Annotated in this window: 16 protein-coding genes; 2 read left to right on the forward strand and 14 right to left on the reverse strand. The window is 63.8% G+C overall.

Annotation, left to right across the window (positions count from 1 at the left end):
- Positions 1–13: 13 nt before the first annotated feature.
- Together HB778_RS01140 and HB778_RS01145 are read right to left on the reverse strand one after the other, a co-directional pair.
- On the reverse strand, positions 14–2,635 hold the full coding sequence (locus HB778_RS01140) for an autotransporter outer membrane beta-barrel domain-containing protein (RefSeq protein ID WP_183460796.1): 2,622 nt from the start codon (positions 2,633–2,635) through the stop codon (positions 14–16).
- A gap of 116 nt (positions 2,636–2,751) precedes the next feature.
- A complete protein-coding gene (locus HB778_RS01145) occupies positions 2,752–3,048 on the reverse strand; it encodes a hypothetical protein (RefSeq protein ID WP_183460798.1) in 297 nt (98 codons plus the stop codon).
- Between the two features lie 541 nt (positions 3,049–3,589).
- Between HB778_RS01145 and HB778_RS01150 the strand changes: the two genes are divergently transcribed.
- The gene (locus tag HB778_RS01150) at positions 3,590–5,434 is read left to right on the forward strand and encodes an aminopeptidase P family protein (RefSeq protein ID WP_183460799.1); all 1,845 of its coding nucleotides are present in this window, start codon (positions 3,590–3,592) and stop codon (positions 5,432–5,434) included.
- Between the two features lie 11 nt (positions 5,435–5,445).
- Here the strand turns inward: HB778_RS01150 and HB778_RS01155 are convergent, their stop codons facing one another.
- The 3 genes from HB778_RS01155 to HB778_RS01165 form a co-directional block, all read right to left on the reverse strand.
- Complete coding sequence (locus HB778_RS01155) at positions 5,446–6,312, reverse strand: LysR family transcriptional regulator (protein ID WP_183460801.1); 867 nt, start codon at positions 6,310–6,312, stop codon at positions 5,446–5,448.
- Positions 6,313–6,641: 329 nt separating this feature from the next.
- Positions 6,642–6,938, reverse strand: a complete 297-nt coding sequence (locus tag HB778_RS01160) for an AzlD family protein (protein ID WP_183460803.1) — start codon at positions 6,936–6,938, stop codon at positions 6,642–6,644.
- Positions 6,935–7,663, reverse strand: coding sequence for an AzlC family ABC transporter permease (locus tag HB778_RS01165; RefSeq protein ID WP_183460805.1), 729 nt, complete (start codon positions 7,661–7,663; stop codon positions 6,935–6,937). The genes HB778_RS01160 and HB778_RS01165 overlap by 4 nt, the downstream gene beginning before the upstream one ends.
- Before the next feature lie 121 nt (positions 7,664–7,784).
- Between HB778_RS01165 and HB778_RS01170 the strand changes: the two genes are divergently transcribed.
- Positions 7,785–8,543 (forward strand): SDR family NAD(P)-dependent oxidoreductase, encoded by a 759-nt coding sequence (locus tag HB778_RS01170; RefSeq protein WP_183460807.1) that lies wholly within the window; start codon positions 7,785–7,787, stop codon positions 8,541–8,543.
- A 23-nt stretch (positions 8,544–8,566) separates the two neighbouring features.
- On the opposite strand, the gene HB778_RS01175 is transcribed toward HB778_RS01170, so the two are convergent.
- The 9 genes from HB778_RS01175 to HB778_RS01215 form a co-directional block, all read right to left on the reverse strand.
- Positions 8,567–9,253 carry a DUF2461 domain-containing protein gene (locus tag HB778_RS01175; RefSeq protein WP_183460809.1) on the reverse strand — a complete coding sequence of 229 codons (687 nt, stop codon included), beginning with the start codon at positions 9,251–9,253 and terminating at the stop codon, positions 8,567–8,569.
- Positions 9,250–11,454: an NAD-dependent DNA ligase LigA gene (gene ligA, locus HB778_RS01180; protein ID WP_183460811.1), complete on the reverse strand. Its 2,205-nt coding sequence runs from the start codon at positions 11,452–11,454 to the stop codon at positions 9,250–9,252. The genes HB778_RS01175 and ligA overlap by 4 nt, the downstream gene beginning before the upstream one ends.
- Before the next feature lie 129 nt (positions 11,455–11,583).
- Positions 11,584–13,257, reverse strand: coding sequence for a DNA repair protein RecN (gene recN, locus HB778_RS01185; protein ID WP_183460813.1), 1,674 nt, complete (start codon positions 13,255–13,257; stop codon positions 11,584–11,586).
- A 218-nt stretch (positions 13,258–13,475) separates the two neighbouring features.
- The gene (locus tag HB778_RS01190; protein ID WP_183460815.1) at positions 13,476–14,345 is read right to left on the reverse strand and encodes an outer membrane protein assembly factor BamD; all 870 of its coding nucleotides are present in this window, start codon (positions 14,343–14,345) and stop codon (positions 13,476–13,478) included.
- A gap of 263 nt (positions 14,346–14,608) precedes the next feature.
- Positions 14,609–15,559: a UDP-3-O-acyl-N-acetylglucosamine deacetylase gene (gene lpxC, locus HB778_RS01195; RefSeq protein ID WP_183460817.1), complete on the reverse strand. Its 951-nt coding sequence runs from the start codon at positions 15,557–15,559 to the stop codon at positions 14,609–14,611.
- Between the two features lie 281 nt (positions 15,560–15,840).
- On the reverse strand, positions 15,841–17,526 hold the full coding sequence (ftsZ, locus tag HB778_RS01200; RefSeq protein ID WP_183460819.1) for a cell division protein FtsZ: 1,686 nt from the start codon (positions 17,524–17,526) through the stop codon (positions 15,841–15,843).
- A gap of 65 nt (positions 17,527–17,591) precedes the next feature.
- Complete coding sequence (gene ftsA, locus HB778_RS01205) at positions 17,592–18,899, reverse strand: cell division protein FtsA (protein WP_183460821.1); 1,308 nt, start codon at positions 18,897–18,899, stop codon at positions 17,592–17,594.
- Complete coding sequence (locus HB778_RS01210) at positions 18,896–19,837, reverse strand: cell division protein FtsQ/DivIB (protein ID WP_183460823.1); 942 nt, start codon at positions 19,835–19,837, stop codon at positions 18,896–18,898. Before HB778_RS01210 ends, ftsA begins: the two co-directional genes overlap by 4 nt.
- Complete coding sequence (locus HB778_RS01215; RefSeq protein WP_183460824.1) at positions 19,825–20,751, reverse strand: D-alanine--D-alanine ligase; 927 nt, start codon at positions 20,749–20,751, stop codon at positions 19,825–19,827. Before HB778_RS01215 ends, HB778_RS01210 begins: the two co-directional genes overlap by 13 nt.
- Positions 20,752–20,859: the final 108 nt, after the last annotated feature.

Genomic DNA, 20,859 nt, shown 5'->3' on the forward strand with positions numbered 1-20,859 from the left:
GAGGGTCGAATTTTTAGAATTTGATGCCCAGATTGGCTTTGAACCCATTGTCGAAGGCATCCGCCCCGAACTGTCCGGCATAGGACAGGCCAAGCGTGGCGTTGTGCGCCAGCTGCACGTCGAAGCCGGCTTCGACCAGCATCGTATCCCTGGCGATCGGCACGCCGGCAATGGTGAAGTCGTCGCCGCCGGCAAAGGCGACGGTCGACAGCGGTGTCACGTCGCCGAAGGCATGACGCCAGCCGAGCATGCCGCGCGCGGTCGCCGCAACGCCGCCAAGGGTGATGTCGGTCGACGCCCTGACGCCGAGCGTGGTGAAGGTCGCATCTGACGTTGAGCTGCCGCTGGTCAGCGCAGCGGCGCCGCCGCTCTCGGCAAAACCATCCGTGTGCAGGTTGACATAAGCGAGATTGGCGAAGGGCTCGAAGGCAAACGGCCCGGCGTCGGTCTTGTAGGCCAGTTCGCCGAAGGCCTGCGCGGTCGCGGCGTCATAGTCGGCCGACAGACTGTCGGTAAAGCCCTGGAACGCGACGGAGCGCGACGTGGAAATCCGATGCCAAGTGTAGGCTACACCGGTACGGAAGGCGATGGCGCCCCAATTGGTCCCGCCATAGAGGCCGAGATGATAGTTGTCGCTGTCGCCGGAGGAATGCCTGTCGTCGGCATCGAAGCTGGTGCGGCTGTAGCCGCCGACCACGCCGATGCGCCAGGCGCCGGCTAGGCCGTCGGCGCCAACCAGCAGGCCGCCGGTCGACCGGTCGAAGGCAGCGGCATTGCCGCCGCTGTCGGTGCTGCCCCAGGAGCCAAAACCCTGCGACCAGATGGCGAAGCGGTCGGTGTCGGCGACAACGGGCTGAACGCCGTCCTCGCCATAGGCCATGACCGGCAGCGAGGCTGTCTTGCCGCTGTCGCCGAAGGCACCGCGCAGGCGCGCCGTCACCGCGTCCTGCAGCAAGTGGCTGTCCTGGAGGAGCATGCCCTTGGCCGAGGCATGGATTTCACCCGAAAGCTGGTCGAAAGCGGCCTGCGCCGCCGCGTCGCTCGGCAAGGCGAGCACAGCGCTGACCAAGGCGCTGCTGCCCGCGCTCTCCAGCCCGTCCCCTGTGGCAATCTGGTTCGGCGCCACGCCGGCCGAGCCGAAGGTTTTCGTCTGAGTGACGTCGACATAGACTTGCGTCGCAATGGAGTGGGTGCTCAGTCTGGCGAAGGCGGAGACTTGCGGATCGCCTATCAGGGTGAAGGTTCCGCCGACACTGACGGCTTGAAGCACGACGTAGTGGGCGCCCGCCACCAGGCTGTCCGGCCCAATATTGGTCACGCTCAAGCCGGCGCCCGGGGCTATGCTTGCCGTGCCTACGGCAACGATCAGATCGGCAGCGCCGGCAGAATTCAGTTCGACCGCATAGGTCGAGCCGGATGCGAAGCTGGCGTCGCCATAGACCGCCAGCGTGCCAATGCCATTCTTGCCGGGCGCCACCGTGCCGGAAACAGCGAGCGGGCCAACCGAGCCAGTGCCGCCGAGCGTGGCGCCGCTGTCGACTGTAACGGCCGAACCGATCAGAGAACCTGAAACCAGCAAGGTGCCGGCCTTCACCTCGGTCCCGCCCGACAACGCGTTCGAACCCGACAGCTCGAAGGTTCCCGTCCCGTCCTTGATCAGCCCGTTGGTACCTGTGATGACGCCCGAAAAGATCGTCGAGCTGTTGTTGCCTCCGGTCGTCAGCTTGCCTGTCCCGGCATTGACCGCTCCGGCGCCGGCCAGCGAACCTATCGCCTGGTCGAAATTGTTGAGATCGAGTGTTGCACCGCTTTCGATCGTATAGTCGCTGTTGGCGCTGAAAATGTTGGCGGCGAACAGGCCCGCCTTGAGCGTGCCTTGGGCGACATCGGTGGCCGTGGCATAGTTGTTGTTGCCGGCAAAGCCGTCCACCGTCAGCGTTCCGGCCCCCGTCTTGATGAATGTCCCGCTCGGCGCGCTGTCGTCTCCCATGCTGGCGGAGGTGCTGACGTCGAAGCCGTTTGTGTCGATGGTGCCGCCGGCGGCACCGAACAGGATCGAGACATTGGCAAGGGTGAGGTTCGCGCCCGCCTGCAGCGTGCCGCCGTCGAGCGTGATCGGCCCCACACCCAAAGCATAATCGGCCGTGCTCCGGATCGTTCCCTCCTCGATCCGGGCGCCGGAGCCGAAACTGTTGCTATTGGTGAGCACCAGCGTGCCGGCGCCGGTCTTGACGATCGCGGATGGATCGCTGAGGTCCGAAATCTGGCCGGCATAGGTTCCGGTTGCTCCGGATCCGACGTTGATCGTCTGGCTGAGATCGATGGTCAGGTCGTTGTTGATCGTGACGCCATTCTGGATATCGATCACCGTTCCGCTGAAGGCGGAAAGCACGCCGGTTCCCAGCGCATTATTGTTGCCGAGGCTAAGCGTGCCGCCATAGAGGTTGGTGCCGCCGGTGTAGGTGTTTGCGCCATTCAAGGTAAGCAAGCCATCACCGCTTTTGGTGAGGCCTGCACCTGAGATTGTTCCATCCGCTGTAAAATGAGCCCCGGCAGCAACCGTGAAAACGGTGTCGGACATGAGATTGAAACTGCCGCCGGCGTCCAGGTCGGGAATGAAATTGTTCGTCTTCACGTTGACCGCGGCCTGCCCAGAGGCCTGGAAATTCAAAACACCGTTTGAAAACCGGTAACCGCCGGAGGTGCTCGTGGCATTCAAGTTCAGCGTGCCGACCGTATAGGGTCCGCCAGTCAGGAAAACGGTATAGCCGAGCCCTGGTCCGGCGCATCATGGTTGAAGTTCGCGACCGCATCGGTGCCGTTGGGAACCGTTGCGGGGGTCCAGTTCGCAGCCGTACCCCAATCGCCGCTGTTGTGAGCGAAATCCTCGGCCGAGGCGCCACCTGACATGATCGGCGTTACAGCGGCCGCAATCAGCCCGGCTATCAGCAGAGCCGGAAGCGACGTGGACGACAGAAGCGAGCCCGCAAGCCGCGCATTCACCTCGCCATCGCCGTTGGCACGCGCTGCGCAAACAGAATGTCTCATCCAAAATCCCCCCGACCAACCATCTATTGGCTGAATCGACCCTTGAAGCCCGTGGCGACGCTACGAAAACCGCTGCCGAGAGACAAGCGAATGTAAGCCGTAAAGATTACCGGAACCAAGCAACACAGAGCCCAGACAAGAAATCAGAGCAAATCCGTTGCGAATTTGCATCAACCAATAGTTGGCCACACCAGCAGCGTGGCGGAATTGGTCCGCCAACACCAACATTGACCGGAAGGCCCCACCCCTTGCGGCCAAGACAAGAAAACCCGAAACAGATAGCTTCCCATGCGAAGTGACGCACGCTCAAAAAGCAGTCTTTGCTAACTTTTTCTGGTTACAATTCCCGGGTGCTGGCGGGCGGCGCGGCAATGCCGCGTGGTGTGGGGGCGAACAACGACAACCCAGCCTTCGGGCTGCGGCTGGACCAGCCCCATTCGGTTGTCAGCCAAGCAGCACTGTAGCAGGTTGCGCCAGCTGGAAATCGATTCCGCTTTCCAGGTCCATAGGCTACGGTCACGCTGATATCAGGAGGCCCATCATGTTCCAGACCTTCGATTCTGCGGGCGACCCTGCAGTCGGCAAGCCGCGCGTGGCGCTGCTGCGCCAATGGCTGGCCGCGAATGGCCTCGATGGTTTTATCGTTCCGCGCGCGGACGAGCATCAGGGCGAATATGTCGCCGATCGTTCAGCACGGCTGAAATGGCTGACCGGATTCAGCGGCTCGGCCGGTGTCGCTATCGTGCTGCGTGACCGCGCCTTCATCTTCGTCGACGGGCGCTACACGCTGCAGGTGCGCAGTGAGGTCGATCTCGACATTTTTTCGGTCGAAAGCCTGGTCGACAACCCGCCCGCCGTCTGGCTCAAGGACAATATCGGCAAGGGTGCGCGGCTGGGCTTCGATCCCTGGCTGCACACGATCAGCGAGGTCAAGGCGCTGCAGGCCTCGGCCGACAAGACCGGCGCTGTGCTGGTGCCGCTCGAGAAAAACCCGATCGACATCATCTGGAAGGATCAGCCCGCCGCACCTGTGACCCCGGTCGAGCTGCACCCGATCGGCTTTGCCGGCGAGCTCGCCAAGGACAAGCTGGCGCGGCTGGCGACGGCGATCGGCAAGGACGGCGCCAGCCATGCGGTGTTGACCGACCCCTCCTCCATCGCCTGGGCCTTCAACATCCGCGGCGGCGACGTGCCGCATACGCCGCTGGCGCTCGGTTTCGCCATTCTTGCCGCTGACGGATCGCACCAGCTGTTCATGGACAAGCGCAAATTCTCGCGCCAGGTCGCGGCCTATCTCACCCAGCTCGCCGATCCGCACGAGCCCGGCGAGTTCGAAGCAGCGATCGCCGCGCTTGCCAAGGGCGGCGCCAAGATCGCGCTCGACCCGGTGCTGGCGGCCGACAGGCTGCGCATGCTGGTCGAGGACAATGGCGGCACGGTGGTTGCCGCGCCCGACCCGGCCCGCATCCCGCGTGCCACCAAGAACCAGGCCGAGATCAATGGCTCGCGCGCCGCCCATCGCCGTGACGGTGCGGCGGTGGCCAAGCTCTTGTGCTGGCTGGAGCAGCAAAAACCCGGCTCGCTCGACGAGATCGCGGTCGTCACCAGGCTGGAAGCGAGCCGCCGGCAGACCGGCGAGGAAACGCAAATGCCGCTGCGCGACGTCTCCTTCGACACCATTTCCGGCGCCGGCCCCAACGGCGCCATCATGCATTACCGCGTGTCGCGCGCCACCAGCCGCAAACTGCAGGCGGGCGAACTGTTCCTGCTCGATTCCGGCGCGCAATACCAGGACGGCACCACCGACATCACCCGCACCGTGCCGATCGGCCAGCCGACCGAGGAGATGCGCGAACGCTTCACGCTGGTGCTGAAAGGCATGATCGGCATTTCGACGCTGCGCTTCCCCGGCGGCACGCGCGGCTCGGAGATCGACGCCGTCGCCCGCATGGCGCTGTGGAAGCATGGCTGCGATTTCGCCCACGGCACCGGCCATGGCGTCGGCTCGTACCTGGCCGTGCATGAAGGCCCGCAGCGCATTGCCCGCACCGGCACCGAAAAGCTGCTCGAGGGCATGATGCTGTCCAACGAGCCCGGCTACTACAAGGAAGGCGCCTACGGCATCCGCATCGAGAACCTGATCCTGGTGACGCCGGCCGAACAGGTCGAAGGCGGCGACATCGCCATGCACGGCTTCGAGACGCTGACGCTGGCGCCGATCGACATCCGGCTGGTGCGGACCGACCTTTTGACGCGCGAGGAGCTGCATTGGCTCGACGCCTATCACGCCCGTGTGCTGGCCGAGATCGGACCGATGCTCGATGGCGAAACGCTGGCCTGGCTGGAAAAGGCGACAGCGCCGCTGCCGCACGACGCTAAGATTTGAGCAGTCGCCATTCAGCTTGCGAGGCCCTGCTCCGCAAGCAGTGCCCGCAAGGCTTGAATGTTGGGAGAACTGGCTCCCTTGCGCCAAAACAACACCGTGAGGGCATTGTCTTCGTCCGGAGGCAGTTTGTGCAGCCGTAACATGCGGCTCTCGGGAAAGCCCGCGAGCACACATTTCGGTATCAGCGCTATGCCCATGCCAGCCGCCACGCAACCAAGCATGGCAGGGTATGAACCGAGCTCGATGGTCTGCTCGGCGATGAAGCCCCGGCGCGCGTACCATTCTTCCAGTCGCTTGCGATATACACAGCCATGTTCAAAGGCCATCATGGTTTTGGGCATGTCGCTGCGGTCCTCGACCGAAACGCGCGATGCCGCAGAGACAATGACCAGTTCCTCGTGAAAGGCAGGCTGCTTCTCGAATTGCGCGTCGGCGATCGGCTCGGCTGCGAGCGCCGCGTCGAGTTCGCCGGCAAGCATGGCGGTCGCGAGAGCCTGTGGATAGCCGGTGCGCAGCCGGATCTCTACATCTGGGTAGCGTGCGTGGTACTCGGCGAGCAGAGATGGAAGCCGCGCCGCTGCGGTGCTCTCCATGGCACCAAGGCGCAGCGCGCCGCGCGGGCGCGGATCAAGCACTGCCGTTCGCGCTTCCTCGGCGAGCGCCAGCAATCGGTCCGCATAGCCGATCAGCCTCTGGCCGGCAGGCGACACCTGCAGTCGCTTGCCTTCGCGGATAAACAACCGCACGCCCAGATCTTCTTCAAGTTGCCGGATGCGTGTGGTCACGTTTGACTGCACACGCGACAGTTTCTCCGCCGCCCTGGTGACTCCGCCCTCGCGCACCACCATGCGGAAGATGCGCAGATCGGACAAATCCATTCATCTCTCCTGGAGAATAAAAGCATCCCAATTATTCATTTTATATGATGAAACATATCCCGTAAATCGGCTGCCGTCGGCGCCAATCAGCACAGCCGACCAGGGAGATGGAGATGTCGCCCGAGCCCCTCGACATCTGGCCGATCGATCTTGACGCGTTGACGCCGAAGCAGCGTGAGACCCTTTATGCCGACGCCGTGCGTCGCGCCCGTCAGGAGAGATCGGAGGCGATCTGGCTGAGCATCGCGTGGATCGCTTCGATTTTCAGGAAGCGCGCGCCTGACAGAGAGGCGGCAAAGCGCGTGCGCGGACTCCCTGCCAAAAATCGATCAGCCGACGAACTGTCGAGCGATAATCAGCACCGCCGCGCCCGCCAGGAACATCGACATCAGCCCGCCGCGCAGCGACACCACGGCCGTGACGACCAGTGCCGCCCATTCGGCGGGTCCGGCATTTAGCAGTTCCGGCGCCACCAGCGTCGTCAGCACCGCCGCTGGCACGGCGTTGAGGCCGGCCTCGACGCGTGGATGGATGTTGTCGAAGCGGGAGATGACCAGATGTCCGCCGATGCGCGTGAGATAGGTGGCGATCGCGCCGGCGATGATGATCCAGAATGTCGTGCTCATGGCCGTTCTCCCACGCCGCTATGATGCGGTGGCAGGATGACGGCAAGCAGCACGCCGGCAACGGCGCCGATCGAGACGTGCCAGGGCGAGCCGACCGTCTTGTAGGCAATGATCGATGCGCAGGCACTGGCGACCACCACCGGCAGCCACAGCGGCCGTTTGCGAAAACCCATGACGAGGCCGAGAAAATAGATCGGCAGCAGGAAATCGATACCCAGCGCATGCGTGTCGGGGATCAGCTTGCCGAACACCGCGCCGAGCGCGCTTTCGATCACCCAGAACACATAGACCGGCAGGCCAAGCCCCAGATACCAGGCGAAGCCGACGGTCTGGCCGGATTGCGCCCGGGCTTCGGCCACGGCGTATTGCGGATCGGTCAGGATGAAATAGCCGAGCGCTTGGCAGACGACAGGCCAGTGTGCGATGCGCCGGCCGATGCCGGCCGAGTAGAGCACATGGCGGAAATTGACGGCGAAGATCGACAGCACGATCAGCCACGGCGCGACATGCTGGCCGAAGAGCTGGATACCGACCATCTGGCTGGCGCCGCCGAACACCAGCGCGCTCATCAGGAAGGCTTCGAGGACCGAGAAGCCATTGTCGACGGCAAGCGCCCCGAACAGCACCGCGAATGGCGCCGAGGCCACCACGACAGGCATGGAGAGCCGCACGCCGCTCCAGAAATCACCGGCCAAAGAATTTTCGCTCAAGGTCTCAGCAGACATATCCCGTTCCCAAGTTGCGCTGATATGTAGGGGCGAGCGGTTGGAAAGTCAGACGAATTCGTTTGAGCCAACAGATCAGCGAAACTGATGTCTTGGGTCGCGCAAGCAAATGAGGTTCCAGATGATCGTTTATGATTTCACCGGCAGGCACGCGGTCGTCGCCGGCGCTGGCGGCGGCATGGGCGAGGCGATCGCGCTCGCGCTGCTCGAAGCCGGCGCGTCCGTTACCGCCATTGACGTCAAGCCCGTTCCGGCCTCGCTGTCCAAATTCGGAGACAGGCTCACTTTTGCACAGGGCGACCTCACCGACGCTGCCTTTGTCGAGCAGGTCGTGAGTGCGGCGGGCCGTGAGCGCGGCGGCATCGACTATCTCGCCAATGTCGCCGGCGTGCTCTGGTTCGGTCGCGACAGGTCGGCACTGGAAATGGATCTCGACGTCTGGGACCAGGTCTTCAACATCAATCTGAAATCCTTCGTGCACACCGCGCGCTCGGTCGTTCCTTATATGCGCTCGGGCGGACGCGGTGGCGCGATGGTGCACTTCTCGACGATCCAATGGTACCGCGGCGATCCGAAGCCCCAGGACGCCTATCAGGCATCCAAGGCCGGCGTCTGTGCGCTTTCGAAGTCGCTGGCGATGCAGCTTGCAAGCGAGGGCATCCGTTCGAATGCGATCTGCCCGGGCATGGCGCTCACCCCCTTGCAGGCCCGCTGGGATACCGAGGAGAAACGCGCTGCCGTTGCCGACTACACACCGCTAGGCCGGATCGGCACGCCGCAAGACATGGCCAACGCTGCGCTCTTCCTGCTCTCCGACGCCGCAAGTTACATCACCGGAGTTGAGCTCGCCGTTGATGGTGGACTGTTGATGCGGATGTAGCTTGCACTCGACCCCGCGAGTGCCTAGTCCAACGCCTTGCCCTCGATCGCCCTGCCCCAGTCGAGCAGCGGCTTGGCGCGCAAGATGAAATCGACGAGTTCCTCGACCAGCGCCGGGCTGTGGATCGCAGCCGGATCGATGGAGTGGCGAACCGCGAAATGCCGGTTGCGGATGGCAGCGACAAGATCCTGGTCGGTGACATGCTCGAAGCCGCGCGGCGTGCGCTTCATGCGATCCTCTGCATCGAGTTCAAGGCCGTTCTTCTTCAACGCCTTCACCGTGGCGCGAAACCTGTCGGGCCTCGTCTCGATGGCCCTCCGCATCGCCAGCAGCAGCGCGGCCTCCGGCTGCCACCAGGCGACGCCGGCAAAGCAGCCCTCCAGTCCGATATGAACGTAGAACACGCCCTGCACGGCCTTGCTGCCATCAGGCGACAAGATCGCCGAGACATGCCGGTTATATGGCCGTTTGTCCTTGGCGAATCGCACGTCGCGATTGATGCGGAACAGTGACTTCTTGCGGTCGCCACGCAGACCGAGGCCCGCCACTGCAAAGCGCTGCGTCAGCGTCTCGACGAGATCGCCAAGGGGATCGCGCAATTCCTGTTCGAACAGGTCGCGGTTCTCCAGAAACCACTCCCGGCTCTGGTGGAAATCCAACGCCTTCAGGAACGGAATGGCTTTTGGGCCGAACCCTTTGAACGCCATCACGACTTGCCAACCCGCTGCAGCCAGGTGTCCTCGTCGATCACCTCGACGCCGAGTTCACTGGCAAGCTTGAGCTTGGAACCGGCACCCGGTCCCGCCACCAGCAGGTCGGTCTTGGCCGAAACCGAGCCGGCGACCTTGGCGCCGAGACGCTCGGCCATCGCCTTGGCCTCCGAGCGCGTCATCTTTTCCAGCGAGCCAGTGAAGACGATGGTCTTGCCGGCAACCTCGCTGTCGGCCGAGACGGTGACGATATACGGCTTCGGCTTGACCTGTTCGAGCAGCTTGTCGAGCACGTCGTCATTGCGCTCATTGCCGAAGAAATCGCGCAACGCATCGATCACCGTGTCGCCGATGCCGTTGACCGATGGGAAAACGGTGTGCGGATCCTCCGCTGCCGCCGTCTCCTTGCCGACGCGGATCAGCTCCTCGATGGTGGAAAAGGTCTTGGCAAGCGCGGCGGCCGTCGTCTCGCCGATATGGCGGATGCCGAGCGCGAAGATGAAGCGGTCGAGTTCCGGTTCGCGGCGCGAATCGATGGCCGCAAACAGCTTGTCGAGGCCTTCATAGTTGCGGTCCTCGACGCTGCGCACATTCTTGCGTGTCTTGCCGGACGCCGCCTCGCGCTGCCTGGCCTGCTCCTCGCGCCGCTCGGCCAGCGCCTTGGTGACAGCGGGGCGACGGTCCCTGAGCGTAAAAATATCGGCGGCCGTCTTGATCAGCCCGGCATTGAAGAACGTATCGATGTTCTCCGCGCCAAGGCCCTCGATATCCAGGGCGCCGCGCGAGACGAAATGGCGCAATCTTTCCACGGCCTGTGCTGCGCAGATCAGCTCGCCGGTGCAGCGCCGCCGTGAATCCTCCTTACCGGTCTTCTCGTTGATCTCGCGCGTGGCCGGCGAACCGCAAACCGGGCAGGTATGCGGGAATTCGTAAGGCACGGCATTGGCCGGACGCTTGTCGATGACGACGCTGACGATCTGCGGAATGACATCCCCTGCCCGCTGGATCACCACCGTGTCGCCGATGCGCACGTCGATACCATCGCGGATCGGCAGGCCATTGCTGTCGAAACCCTTGATATAGTCCTCATTGTGCAGCGTGACGTTCTCGACCACGACGCCGCCGACCGTGACGGGCGCCAGCCGCGCGACCGGCGCCAGCGTGCCGGTACGGCCGACCTGGATGTCGATCTTCTCTACGGTCGTCATCGCCTGCTCGGCCGGGAATTTGTGGGCAACGGCCCAGCGCGGCTCGCCGGTGACGAAGCCCCAGCGGCGCTGCAGCTCCAGCTGGTCGACCTTGTAGACGACACCATCAATGTCATAGCCGAGCGAGGAGCGTTGCTCCTCGATCCGATGGTAATGCGCGACCAGTTCCTCGGCCGACTTCGCTCGCACCATCAACGGGCTGATCTTGAAGCCCCAATCGGCAAATTTCTGTACCGATTCGTACTGGGTCGGCGCCGGATCCGCTGTCGTGAAGCCCCAGGCATAGGCGAAGAATTTGAGGTTGCGGCTGGCGGTGACGGAGGCGTCCTTCTGGCGCAGCGAGCCCGCGGCCGTGTTGCGCGGATTGACATAATCCTGGCCGCCGGCAGCGGCCGAGCGCTGTTTCAGCGCCTCGAATTCCGCATAGGTCATGTAGACCTCGCCGCGTATCTCGATGGTCTCGGGCCAGCCCGATCCTTTCAGCTTTGCGGGAATGTCGGCGATGGTCCTCAGATTCGCGGTGATGTCCTCGCCGACGGCACCGTCGCCGCGCGTCGCACCCTGCACGAACATGCCCTTCTCATAGCGCAGCGACGCCGACAGCCCGTCGATCTTCGGCTCGGCGGTGAAGGCGATGTCGAGATCCTTGTCGCGGTCGAAGAAGCGCCGGCCGCGCTCGATGAAATCGGTGACGTCCTCGTCGGTATAGGCCTTGGCGAGGCTGAGCATCGGCACGGCATGGCGCACCTTGGCGAAGCCCTCCGCCGGCGCAGCACCCACCCTGCGCGACGGCGAATCCTCGCGCACCAGGCCGGGAAAGCGTTCTTCGATGGCAAGGTTGCGCCGTCGCAACGCATCATATTCCGCGTCCGTGATCGTCGGCGCGTCCTCGGTATGGTAGCGCCGGTCGTGCCCGGCGATCTCCTCGGCCAGAAGCTGGAGTTCGGCTTCAGCCTCGCTTTCGCTGAGCGTATCGACAGGTTTTTCGGCCATGCTTTTCTCCCCCGAACGGTGGCGCGTCACCATAGATCAGGATTTTGGGAAAATCATTCCTGAACAGCAGGATGGAGCCATATCCTGACTCGGTCCCATATCCAAAATCGGCCATGACGCCGGATATTCTTATGCCGCGTTTGTATTTTCACGCAGCAGCCGCTCGGCCGCGGCGCGTGCCTCGTCGGTGATGGTGGCGCCGGCCAGCATGCGGGCGATCTCTTCCTGCCGCGCTGTCCTGTCCATCTCGGCAATGCCTGTCGCCACGCGGTCGGTGCTGCCCGATTTGGAGATCAGGAAATGCGTCGCCGCGCGCGCCGCCACTTGCGGCGCATGGGTGACCGACAGCACCTGCACGCGCTTCGACAGCCGCGCCAGCCTCTGGCCGATGGCATCCGCCACGGCGCCACCCACGCCGGTGTCGATTTCGTCGAAGACCAGCGTCGGTGCCGAGCCACGGTCGGCCAGCGCCACCTTCAGCGCCAGCAGGAACCGCGACAGCTCGCCGCCGGATGCCACCTTCATCATCGGCCCGGGCCGCGTGCCGGGGTTGGTGCGCACCCAGAACTCGATCTGGTCGATGCCCTCTTGCATCCGGGTCTCGGCCTCGCTCTTCATCTCGACGATGAAGGCGGCGCGTTCGAGTTTCAGCGCCGGCAATTCGGCCATCACGGCCTTGGTCAGGCCGGCGGCCGCCGCGTGGCGAAGCGAGGAGAGCTGAGCAGCGGCGATGTCATAGGCCTCGCGTGCCGCGGCGGCCTGCTTTTCCAGCCCATGCAGGCGTTCCTCGCCGGCATCGAGATCGGCGAGATCGGCAACCATCGTGTCGCGCAGTTGCGCCAGATCGTCGACGGCGACACTGTGCTTGCGCGACGCGGCGCGCAGCGAAAACAGCCGCTCCTCCGCCTTTTCCAGCCGCTGCGGGTCATATTCGGTGGCGCGAAGTGCCGCCTCGACACCGGATTGCGCCGCGTCGAGCGACAGCATGGCTTCGTCGAGCGACTTGACCACATCCTCGAGCAGGCCAGGCGCCTCCGTCGCCTTGCGCTGCAGCCGTCTCAGCAGACTGGCGAGCTGCGGCAAGGGCGAGGACGGGCCGGACAGCACATCCTGCGCGTCGTGGATTTCGGACGCGATCTTTTCGGCGCGCATCATATGGGCGCGCAGTTCGGCAAGTTCCGTTTCCTCGCCGGGCTGCGGATCGAGCTTGGTCAGTTCCGCCACCGCAGCGCGCAGATAGTCGGCCTCGCGCGCGGCAGCCGCTACCTTGGCGCGATGGCGCGTAAGCTCCTGCTCGCCGGCGCGCCAGTGCCGCCAGGCCTCGCCGGTCGAACGAACGGCGCCAAGATGGCCGCCGAAAGCGTCGAGCACGTCACGGTGGGCGCCGGGATCGACCAAGGCACGTTCATCGTGCTGGCCGTGGATCTCGACCAGCGCACGGCCGACATCGCGCATCAGGGTCACGCTGGATGGCTGGTCGTTGACGAACACGCGGGTGCGGCCGTCGGCCGTCTGCACGCGGCGCAGGATGATGTCGCCATCATCCTCGATGGCGTTTTCGACAAGCAGCGCGCGCACCGGATGGTTGCGCGGCACATCGAACACGGCAATGACCTGGCCCTGTGCCGCGCCATGGCGCACCAAAGAGGCGTCGCCGCGCGCGCCGAGCGCCAGCGACAGGGCATCGAGCAGGATGGATTTGCCGGCACCGGTTTCGCCGGTCAGCACGGAAAGGCCCGGCTGGAAGTCGATATCCAGCTTCTCGATCAGGACGATATCGCGGATCGACAGTCTGGAAAGCATCAGAACCCGGACCTCAGGCAACTCCAGGAAAAGTGCGTAGCGTTTTTCCCACCGGAATTGCGTAGAACAAAAAGTTGGGACGGCTCAGCGCTTCAATCAAACCACTGAACCGCCGTGGAGCGGCACGCGACCGATTGGGAGTCGCAGCGCCGCACTATCTTTTTGTTTCAGCATCGGATCAATCCGAAAAAGCGCGTCGCTGCGACGCGCTTCAGGGATCAGGCGCCGGTGATCAGCTTGCCGGCCTTGGAAATCCACGATCCGGCATTCTCGCGCGGCGAAAGCCCATTGCTCTGCAGGAGCTTGTAGGAATCCTTGTACCATGGGCTGTCGGGATAGTTGGTGCCGAGCACCGCGGCGGCAGTCTGGGCCTCCGAGGTCAGCCCCAACGCATAATAGCTTTCGGTCAGGCGGGCCAATGCTTCCTCGACGTGGCGCGTGTTGGAATAGTTCTCCACCACGGTGCGGAAGCGCTTGACGGCGGCAATGTATTCGCGGCGCTCCAGATAGTAGCGGCCGATCTGCATTTCCTTGCCGGCGAGCTGATCGTTGGCGAAGCGGATCTTCTCCTTGGCGTCGTCGACATATTCCGATGTCGGCCAGCGCGTGACCAGATCCTGCATCGTCTGCAGCGTCTGGCGCGCTTCCTTCTGGTCCTGCGTCACATCCTTGATCTGGCGATAGTAGCTCAGGCCGATAATGTACTGTGCGTAGGGCGCGTCATCGGTGGACGGATACAGCGCCAGATAGCGCTTGGCCGACGAGATCGCTTCGTCGTAGCTGCCCTTTCGATAGTCGGCGAACGCGCCCATCACCATCGATTTACGAGCCCATTCCGAATAGGGATGCTGGCGGTCGACGGCGTCGAACTTCTTGCTCGCCTCGTCCAGGCGGCCGGCATTCAAATTGGCGAGACCCTGATTGTAGAGAACGTCGGCCGGCTCGGTCTGGTCGACATATTTCGACAGGTCGATGTCTTTCTCCGACGACATGCAGGCCGACAGAAAGAGCGAAGGAACAACCAGCGAAAGCGCCAGGATAACAGACCGCTGGGGCGCTTTCGATCGACCGGCTCGCTTGAAGAACATGATTGGATTGCGCCCTTTCGGCGTTATTTTAATGCCTCTTGCATGCTGTTGTCCCAAAACTGGTCCCCACTTTTGAGCGACATGCACTAATCGACGGCAGCAGCCATAAACCATAACCGCCTTGCCGGGCAACGCTATGTCTAGGCAATCGCGCATTTTTGTGGCGGCGCGGCGGCGCCGGAGCATCCCTGTGTTTTCACCGACCGATGATGCATTCCTGCAACACTCGGCTTCCCGCCACAAGGTGCGAAAACGTGCGGAGTTCAGATCATCCAGGGCGCGTAGAGCGGCGCATTGACGGCGCTCATCTCTGCCGCGCGACCACGCTCGCGGCGGGTCGTTTCGACGATCTCGAAGGCAGTGCGGTCCGACAGCAGGCGCCGCAGCGCGGCGGCATTCATCCTGTGACCACCGCGATAGGAGCGGAAGCAGCCGATGAAGCGGGCTCCGGCCAGCGCCAGGTCGCCCATGGCGTCGAGCGTCTTGTGGCGCACGAATTCGTTGGGATAGCGCAGGCCGCCCATGTTGATGACGCGGTTGTCGTCGCCGATCACCAGCGAATTCTCGAGCGAGGAGCCGAGCGCATAACCGGCGGCCCACAGTCGCTCGACGTCCTTCATGAAGCCGAAGGTGCGGGCCCGCGCAATGTCGCGGCGGAAAATATCGGCATTGAGGTCGGAGGCGAACAGTTGGCGGCCGATTGCCGGGCTTTCGAAATCGATCTCGATCTCGAAACGGGTGCCGTCATAAGGCCTGAACTCCGCCCAGGACGCACCGTTCTCGATACGGACCGGCTTGATGACCCTGATGTAGCGCCGCTTGACCGAAAGCGTCTCGATACCTGCCTGATCAATGGCTTCCACGAAGGCCATGGCGCTGCCGTCGAGGATGGGAACCTCGGAACCGTCGATCTCGATGACGACATTATCGATGCCAAGCCCGAACAGGGCAGCCATGATGTGCTCGACCGTGGCGATGTGCTCGCCCGCGGGATCGCCAAGCATGGTGCACAGATCGGTGGCGCCGACCTCGGCAACCAAGGCGCGGAACTCGCGGCCCTGCCCGTCTCCGTTGACAAGCTGGAACACGATGCCGGTATCGGCATCCGCTGGCAGGAAACTGATGGAAACTTCTTTGCCGCTGTGAACGCCGGTGCCCGTAAGCGACGCGCGCGTCTTCACTGTCGTCTGATAGTCGTGCAAGACAATCCCCATAAGCCCGAAATGCCTAGGTCCGCTTCTCCAGCCCGTGGGCGCGGCTCTTGTGAAAATCGGCAGGCAGGGTCACTTCCCCCGAAATCCCGACACACCGACTATGGTAAGCAGCGAAGATAATGTTCCGGCAGGGAGACTCCAAATCACGGTTTCTTACCCTTTGTAACCGCGGGCCGGAGCGAGCTCTACATTATAACCCTTTGATTTTACTGCATCTAAAGCGTTAACAGGCAAGCAATTCCTTGCCTGCCTGTTAACAAATGTTACAGTCCGTTAACCGCTCAGTTGGCCTGGCGGCGCAGGAACGCCGGAATCTCCAGCTGATCGTCGTCCTGAGTCGCCCTGGTCTGCGGCGTCAGCCGACCCTGGTCATCCAGCTGGCCGCGGCGCGGCGCGTAGAGCTGGGCGTCCTGGCTGGCGAGACGACGCACTTCGGGGGCGGCCTGGCGCAGCTTCGGCTCGCGCGGCTGCGCCGGCTGCAGCCTTGCGGGCTCCTCCTCGCGGCGGGTCAGGCCATTGGTCAGGCGCTTCAGCAGGCCCATCGGTCCGCTGTTGTTCTCGTGGTCCACCGGGCGGCTCTTGGCGTCGACCTCAGCCTTGACGACCGGCGGAAAGTCCTCGACGCGCGGCATGCGCTGCGGTGCCATCGCCACCGGCTGCTGGACCTCACGCAGCATTTCACGCGGCTGCGGGGCCGGCTGCATCTGCTGGACGACCGGCTGCAGCATTGGCTGCGGCTGCTGCGGCGGCGCCTGGAAGATCTTGCTCTGCGGACGGAAATCGTCCGCATGGGCGACAGGAGCCGGACGAGCCTGCGCCATGGCGGCGGCGTTTGCCTCGGCGAGCTGGATAGCCTCAGCGACCGGGTCGGCGGCGCGCGGTTCATAGACAGGCTGTTGCACCGGTGCCGGGCGGCTTTCCACGGCAGCCACTGCCGGACGAGCGGCCGGCTTCGGCGGTGCTGTACGGATCGAGATGGGTGCTGCGGCGATTTCAGCCGCCGACTTGTCGATGCCGGTAGCAACCACCGAGACGCGGATGACGCCTTCTAGTTCCTCGTCGAAGGTGGCGCCGAGGATGATGTTGGCGTCCTGGTCGACCTCCTCGCGAATACGGGTCGCCGCTTCGTCGACTTCGAACAGGGTCAGGTCGCGACCGCCGGTGATCGAGATCAGCAGGCCCTTGGCGCCCTTCATCGAGGTCTCGTCGAGCAGCGGGTTGGCGATGGCAGCCTCGGCGGCGGCCATCGCGCGGCCCTCGCCCGAAGCCTCGCCGGTGCCCATCATCGCCTTGCCCATCTCGCGCATCACCGAACGCACGTCGGCGAAGTCGAGGTTGATCAGGCCTTCCTTGACCATCAGGTCGGTGATGCAGGCAACACCGGAATAGAGCACCTGGTCGGCCATGGCGAAGGCATCGGCGAAGGTGGTCTTGTCATTGGCCAGCCGGAACAGGTTCTGGTTGGGGATGACGATCAGCGTGTCGACGCACTTCTGCAGCTCCTCAATGCCCATGTCGGCCGTCTTCATGCGGCGCTGGCCTTCGAAGTGGAACGGCTTGGTGACGACGCCGACGGTGAGGATGCCCTTTTCGCGGGCGGCGCGGGCAACGACCGGAGCAGCACCCGTGCCGGTGCCGCCGCCCATGCCGGCGGTGACGAAGCACATATGGGTGTTGGTGAGATGATCGAGGATCTCATCGATGCACTCTTCAGCCGCCGCGCGGCCGACTTCCGGCTGCGATCCGGCACCGAGCCCCTCGGTGACATGCGCGCCGAGCTGGATCAGCCGGGAGGCCTTCGACATGGTCAGCGCCTGCGCGTCGGTGTTGGCCACGACGAACTCGACACCGCGCAAGCCCGCGGTGATCATGTTGTTCACGGCATTGCCGCCGCCGCCGCCGACACCGAACACGGTGATGCGCGGCTTAAGCTCGGTGATGTCCGGCTTCTGCAGATTGATGGTCATTGTCTCCGTCCTTTGCCTTTCACGCCGCTTCGCCGCCGCGCCGCCTATGGGGCTGTCCCCGTCAATTAGAAACTGTCTCTCAACCACTGACTCATGCGATGCAGTTTTCCACCCGTTCCAGTCATCCTGAGACCGGAAATGCCTTTCGCCGGATGGCTCTCGAAGCTCGCCATCTGCGGATAGATCAGAAGCCCGACGGCGGCCGAGAAGGCCGGACCCTTCGCCGCTTCGGGCAGGCCCGCCACGCCGAGCGGGCGGCCGATGCGTACATTGCGTCCCAGGATGCGGCGCGCCGCCTCCGGCAGGCCGGCCAGCTGGCTGGCGCCGCCGGTGAGCACGACACGCTTGCCGACCGCATTGCCATAGCCGGACTTGTTCAGCCGGTCGCGCAGGAGCTCGAGCGTTTCGTCGATGCGGGCGCGCACGATGCGCGTCATCACCGAGCGCGGGATCTGCAGCGGCACGTCGACATCATCGCCGATCGGCTGGATCGAGACCAGGTCGCGGTCGTCGGCACTGCCCGGCAGCGCCGAACCATGCATCACCTTCAGCCGTTCGGCGGCGTCGAGCGAGGTCGAAAGCCCCTTGGCCATGTCCAGCGTGACGTGGTTGCCGCCGATGGCGATGGCGTCGCCGTGGACGAACTTGCCTTCCGAAAACACCGAGATGGTCGTCGTGCCGCCGCCCATGTCGATGCAGGCGGCACCCAGTTCCAGCTCGTCGTCGACGAGCGCCGCCAAGCCGCTGGCATAGGGCGTCGCCACCATGCGTTCGACCGACAGATGCGAACGGTTGATGGAAAGTTCGAGGTTGCGCATCGGGGCAGCGTCCCCCGTCAGCACATGCATATCGACGCCAAGCGAGTCGCCGACCATGCCGCGCGGATCGCGCACGCCGCGCTCGGCATCGAGCGAGAAGCCGACGGGCAGCGAATGGATCACCTCGCGCTCGGCCTTCAGCGCCTGCTTGGCGCCGGCGCCGAGCACGCGCTTGATGTCGGCCTCGTCGGCCTCGTGGCCGCCAAGATTGATGGTCGCCGAGAAGCTTTCGCTCTTCAGCCGGCCGGCGGTCATGTTGACGATGAGCGAATCGACCGTCAGCCCCGCCATGCGCTCGGCGGCATCGACGGACAGGCGGATGGCATGCTCGGCCCGGTCGAGATCGACGACCACGCCCGACTTCACGCCTTGCGACTTCTGGTGGCCGATGCCGATCACCTGGATCCGGTGCGAGCGCCCGCGCAAAAGCTTGCCGTCATCGTTCGGCTTGAGCTTGGCCACCATGCAGCAGACCTTGTTCGAGCCGACATCCAGCACCGTGAGAGTGCCGGACCGGCGCGACGAGGCATCGCCTGAACCGCCAAGCCAGCTCATATCTTCGTCTCCGACTTGCGCTTGATGGTCTTCGGCTTCTCGTTGAGCGCGGCCTCGCGCTGCGTCGCCGCCTCGGGCGTCAATTCCACGACCAGCCGGTCTGTCAGACGCATGTCGACAGCGGCGATGTCGCGCGACAGCAAGCCCTTGTCCTTGTCCATCTTGACGAGTTCAGCGAGCGCCTGGTCTTCTTCGTCCTCGGGCAGCTTGACGGTGATGCCGTTATCCAGCTTCAGGTCCCAGCGCCGATCGCCAATGCGGATATAGCCTTTGATCCGGCTCGCGAGGTCGGGATATTTTTCGACCTTAGCCAGGAAGTCAGGCGCCTTGGCCGGCGCGCCGTCGCCGATCAGCAGCGGCAACATCACCTGCTTGCCACCCGAGAACGGCGCGATGACGGCGCCATCCTTCTCGATAACCGAGAGATCATTGCCCTGCTGCCAGAGCGCGAAGGCCTCCCGCTCCTCGACGCGCACTTCCAGCGTGTGCGGATAGACCTTGCGCACCGCCGCCACCTCGATCCATGGCAGGCCGGAGATGCGCTCGCGCGCGGCCTCCGCGTCGAAGCCGATCAGCGAGGTCCAGCCGTCGAGTTCGAGCCTGTCGAGAATGTCGATCTCCGAAGTCTGGCGGTTGCCGACCACCTTGACTTGATCGACGGCGAAGCCGGTGCGGGCCGTGATGCTCTGGATGATGCCGTCGGCATGGCCGCCGAGATAGGCGCCATAGGCGCCGCTTGAAGCGAGCAGCACCGCCGACATCATCGCGGCGGAGAAGCGCGGCGCCTCGAATTCACCATCGCCCAGGCGCGCCAGGATGCGCACCGGGCGGCGAAGCACGCGCGGCAGCACGAAATGGCCTGATGACAACGACAAGCCGAACAGCGACGGCCCGGCCGCGCCCTTCCCCTTGCCTTGTCCCCATTTCAACGCAGACACGAAGCGTCCTCCACCATCCAACTCAACAACTCACCAAACGAATGCCCGGCATGGGCAGCGATTTCAGGCACCAAAGACGTCGGCGTCATGCCCGGCTGAGTGTTGACCTCGAGCCATACAACCTCGCCATTTTCGGAGTGACGATCGTCATAACGGAAGTCCGATCGGGAAACGCCCCGACAGCCGACAGCTTGGTGAGCCTTGAGCGCCAGTGTCTGTATTTTTTGGTAAATATTCGGTGAAACTTTTGCGGGGCATTCGTGTTTTGATCCGCCCGCGACATATTTTGAATCGTAATCGTAGAAGGAATGGCCCGTCGGAATGATCTCGCAGACGCCGAGCGCCACATCGCCCATGACGGCGCAGGTCAGCTCGCGCCCATGGATGTAGCGCTCGACCATGACGGTATCGCCATATTTCCACTCGGACGACCCGACGACCTGCGGCGGATGCGACTGCCCCTCCGACACGATGACGACACCGAAGCTCGACCCCTCATTGACCGGCTTGATCACATAGGGCGGCTTCATCGGGTGCTTGTTCTGGATGGCGAAGCGATTGGCGACCTTCGATTCGGCGACGGGAACGCCGACCGATTTCACGATCTTCTTCGCCTGCTCCTTGTTCATGGCGAGCGCCGAGGCGAGTACGCCGGAATGGGTGTAGGGAATGCCGAGATATTCGAGGATGCCCTGAATGGTGCCGTCCTCGCCGAATGGGCCATGCAACGCATTGAAAGCAACGTCGGGCTTGAGCTCGGCGAGCACGGAGCCGACATCACGCCCGACATCGACACGGGTGACTTGGTAGCCTTCCTGCTCAAGCGCATCGGCACAGGCCTTTCCGGAAGACAGGGACACGGGCCGCTCGGACGAAAAACCTCCCAGCAGGACGGCCACATGCTTGCTTTTCATTCCCCGTCATCCCCTCTCACGGCGGACCAAAAACCAAGATTTCCGCAACATTGAGTCCGAGTCTCCCGGCAGGTTGCCCCCCAGACGGAAAAACGCGGGTAACGCGTC

The sequence above is a fragment of the Mesorhizobium huakuii genome (assembly GCF_014189455.1).
Lineage (GTDB): Bacteria > Pseudomonadota > Alphaproteobacteria > Rhizobiales > Rhizobiaceae > Mesorhizobium > Mesorhizobium huakuii_A.

What these genes read in the sequence shown, in the direction of transcription:
- HB778_RS01145 (WP_183460798.1), bottom strand. Translation starts at nt 3,048, where the DNA reads ATGAGACATTCTGTTTGCGCAGCGCGTGCCAACGGCGATGGCGAGGTG.
- HB778_RS01150 (WP_183460799.1), top strand. Translation starts at nt 3,590, where the DNA reads ATGTTCCAGACCTTCGATTCTGCGGGCGACCCTGCAGTCGGCAAGCCG.
- HB778_RS01155 (WP_183460801.1), bottom strand. Translation starts at nt 6,312, where the DNA reads ATGGATTTGTCCGATCTGCGCATCTTCCGCATGGTGGTGCGCGAGGGC.
- HB778_RS01160 (WP_183460803.1), bottom strand. Translation starts at nt 6,938, where the DNA reads ATGAGCACGACATTCTGGATCATCATCGCCGGCGCGATCGCCACCTAT.
- HB778_RS01165 (WP_183460805.1), bottom strand. Translation starts at nt 7,663, where the DNA reads ATGTCTGCTGAGACCTTGAGCGAAAATTCTTTGGCCGGTGATTTCTGG.
- HB778_RS01170 (WP_183460807.1), top strand. Translation starts at nt 7,785, where the DNA reads ATGATCGTTTATGATTTCACCGGCAGGCACGCGGTCGTCGCCGGCGCT.
- ligA (WP_183460811.1), bottom strand. Translation starts at nt 11,454, where the DNA reads ATGGCCGAAAAACCTGTCGATACGCTCAGCGAAAGCGAGGCTGAAGCC.
- recN (WP_183460813.1), bottom strand. Translation starts at nt 13,257, where the DNA reads ATGCTTTCCAGACTGTCGATCCGCGATATCGTCCTGATCGAGAAGCTG.
- HB778_RS01190 (WP_183460815.1), bottom strand. Translation starts at nt 14,345, where the DNA reads ATGTTCTTCAAGCGAGCCGGTCGATCGAAAGCGCCCCAGCGGTCTGTT.
- lpxC (WP_183460817.1), bottom strand. Translation starts at nt 15,559, where the DNA reads ATGGGGATTGTCTTGCACGACTATCAGACGACAGTGAAGACGCGCGCG.
- ftsZ (WP_183460819.1), bottom strand. Translation starts at nt 17,526, where the DNA reads ATGACCATCAATCTGCAGAAGCCGGACATCACCGAGCTTAAGCCGCGC.
- ftsA (WP_183460821.1), bottom strand. Translation starts at nt 18,899, where the DNA reads ATGAGCTGGCTTGGCGGTTCAGGCGATGCCTCGTCGCGCCGGTCCGGC.
- HB778_RS01215 (WP_183460824.1), bottom strand. Translation starts at nt 20,751, where the DNA reads ATGAAAAGCAAGCATGTGGCCGTCCTGCTGGGAGGTTTTTCGTCCGAG.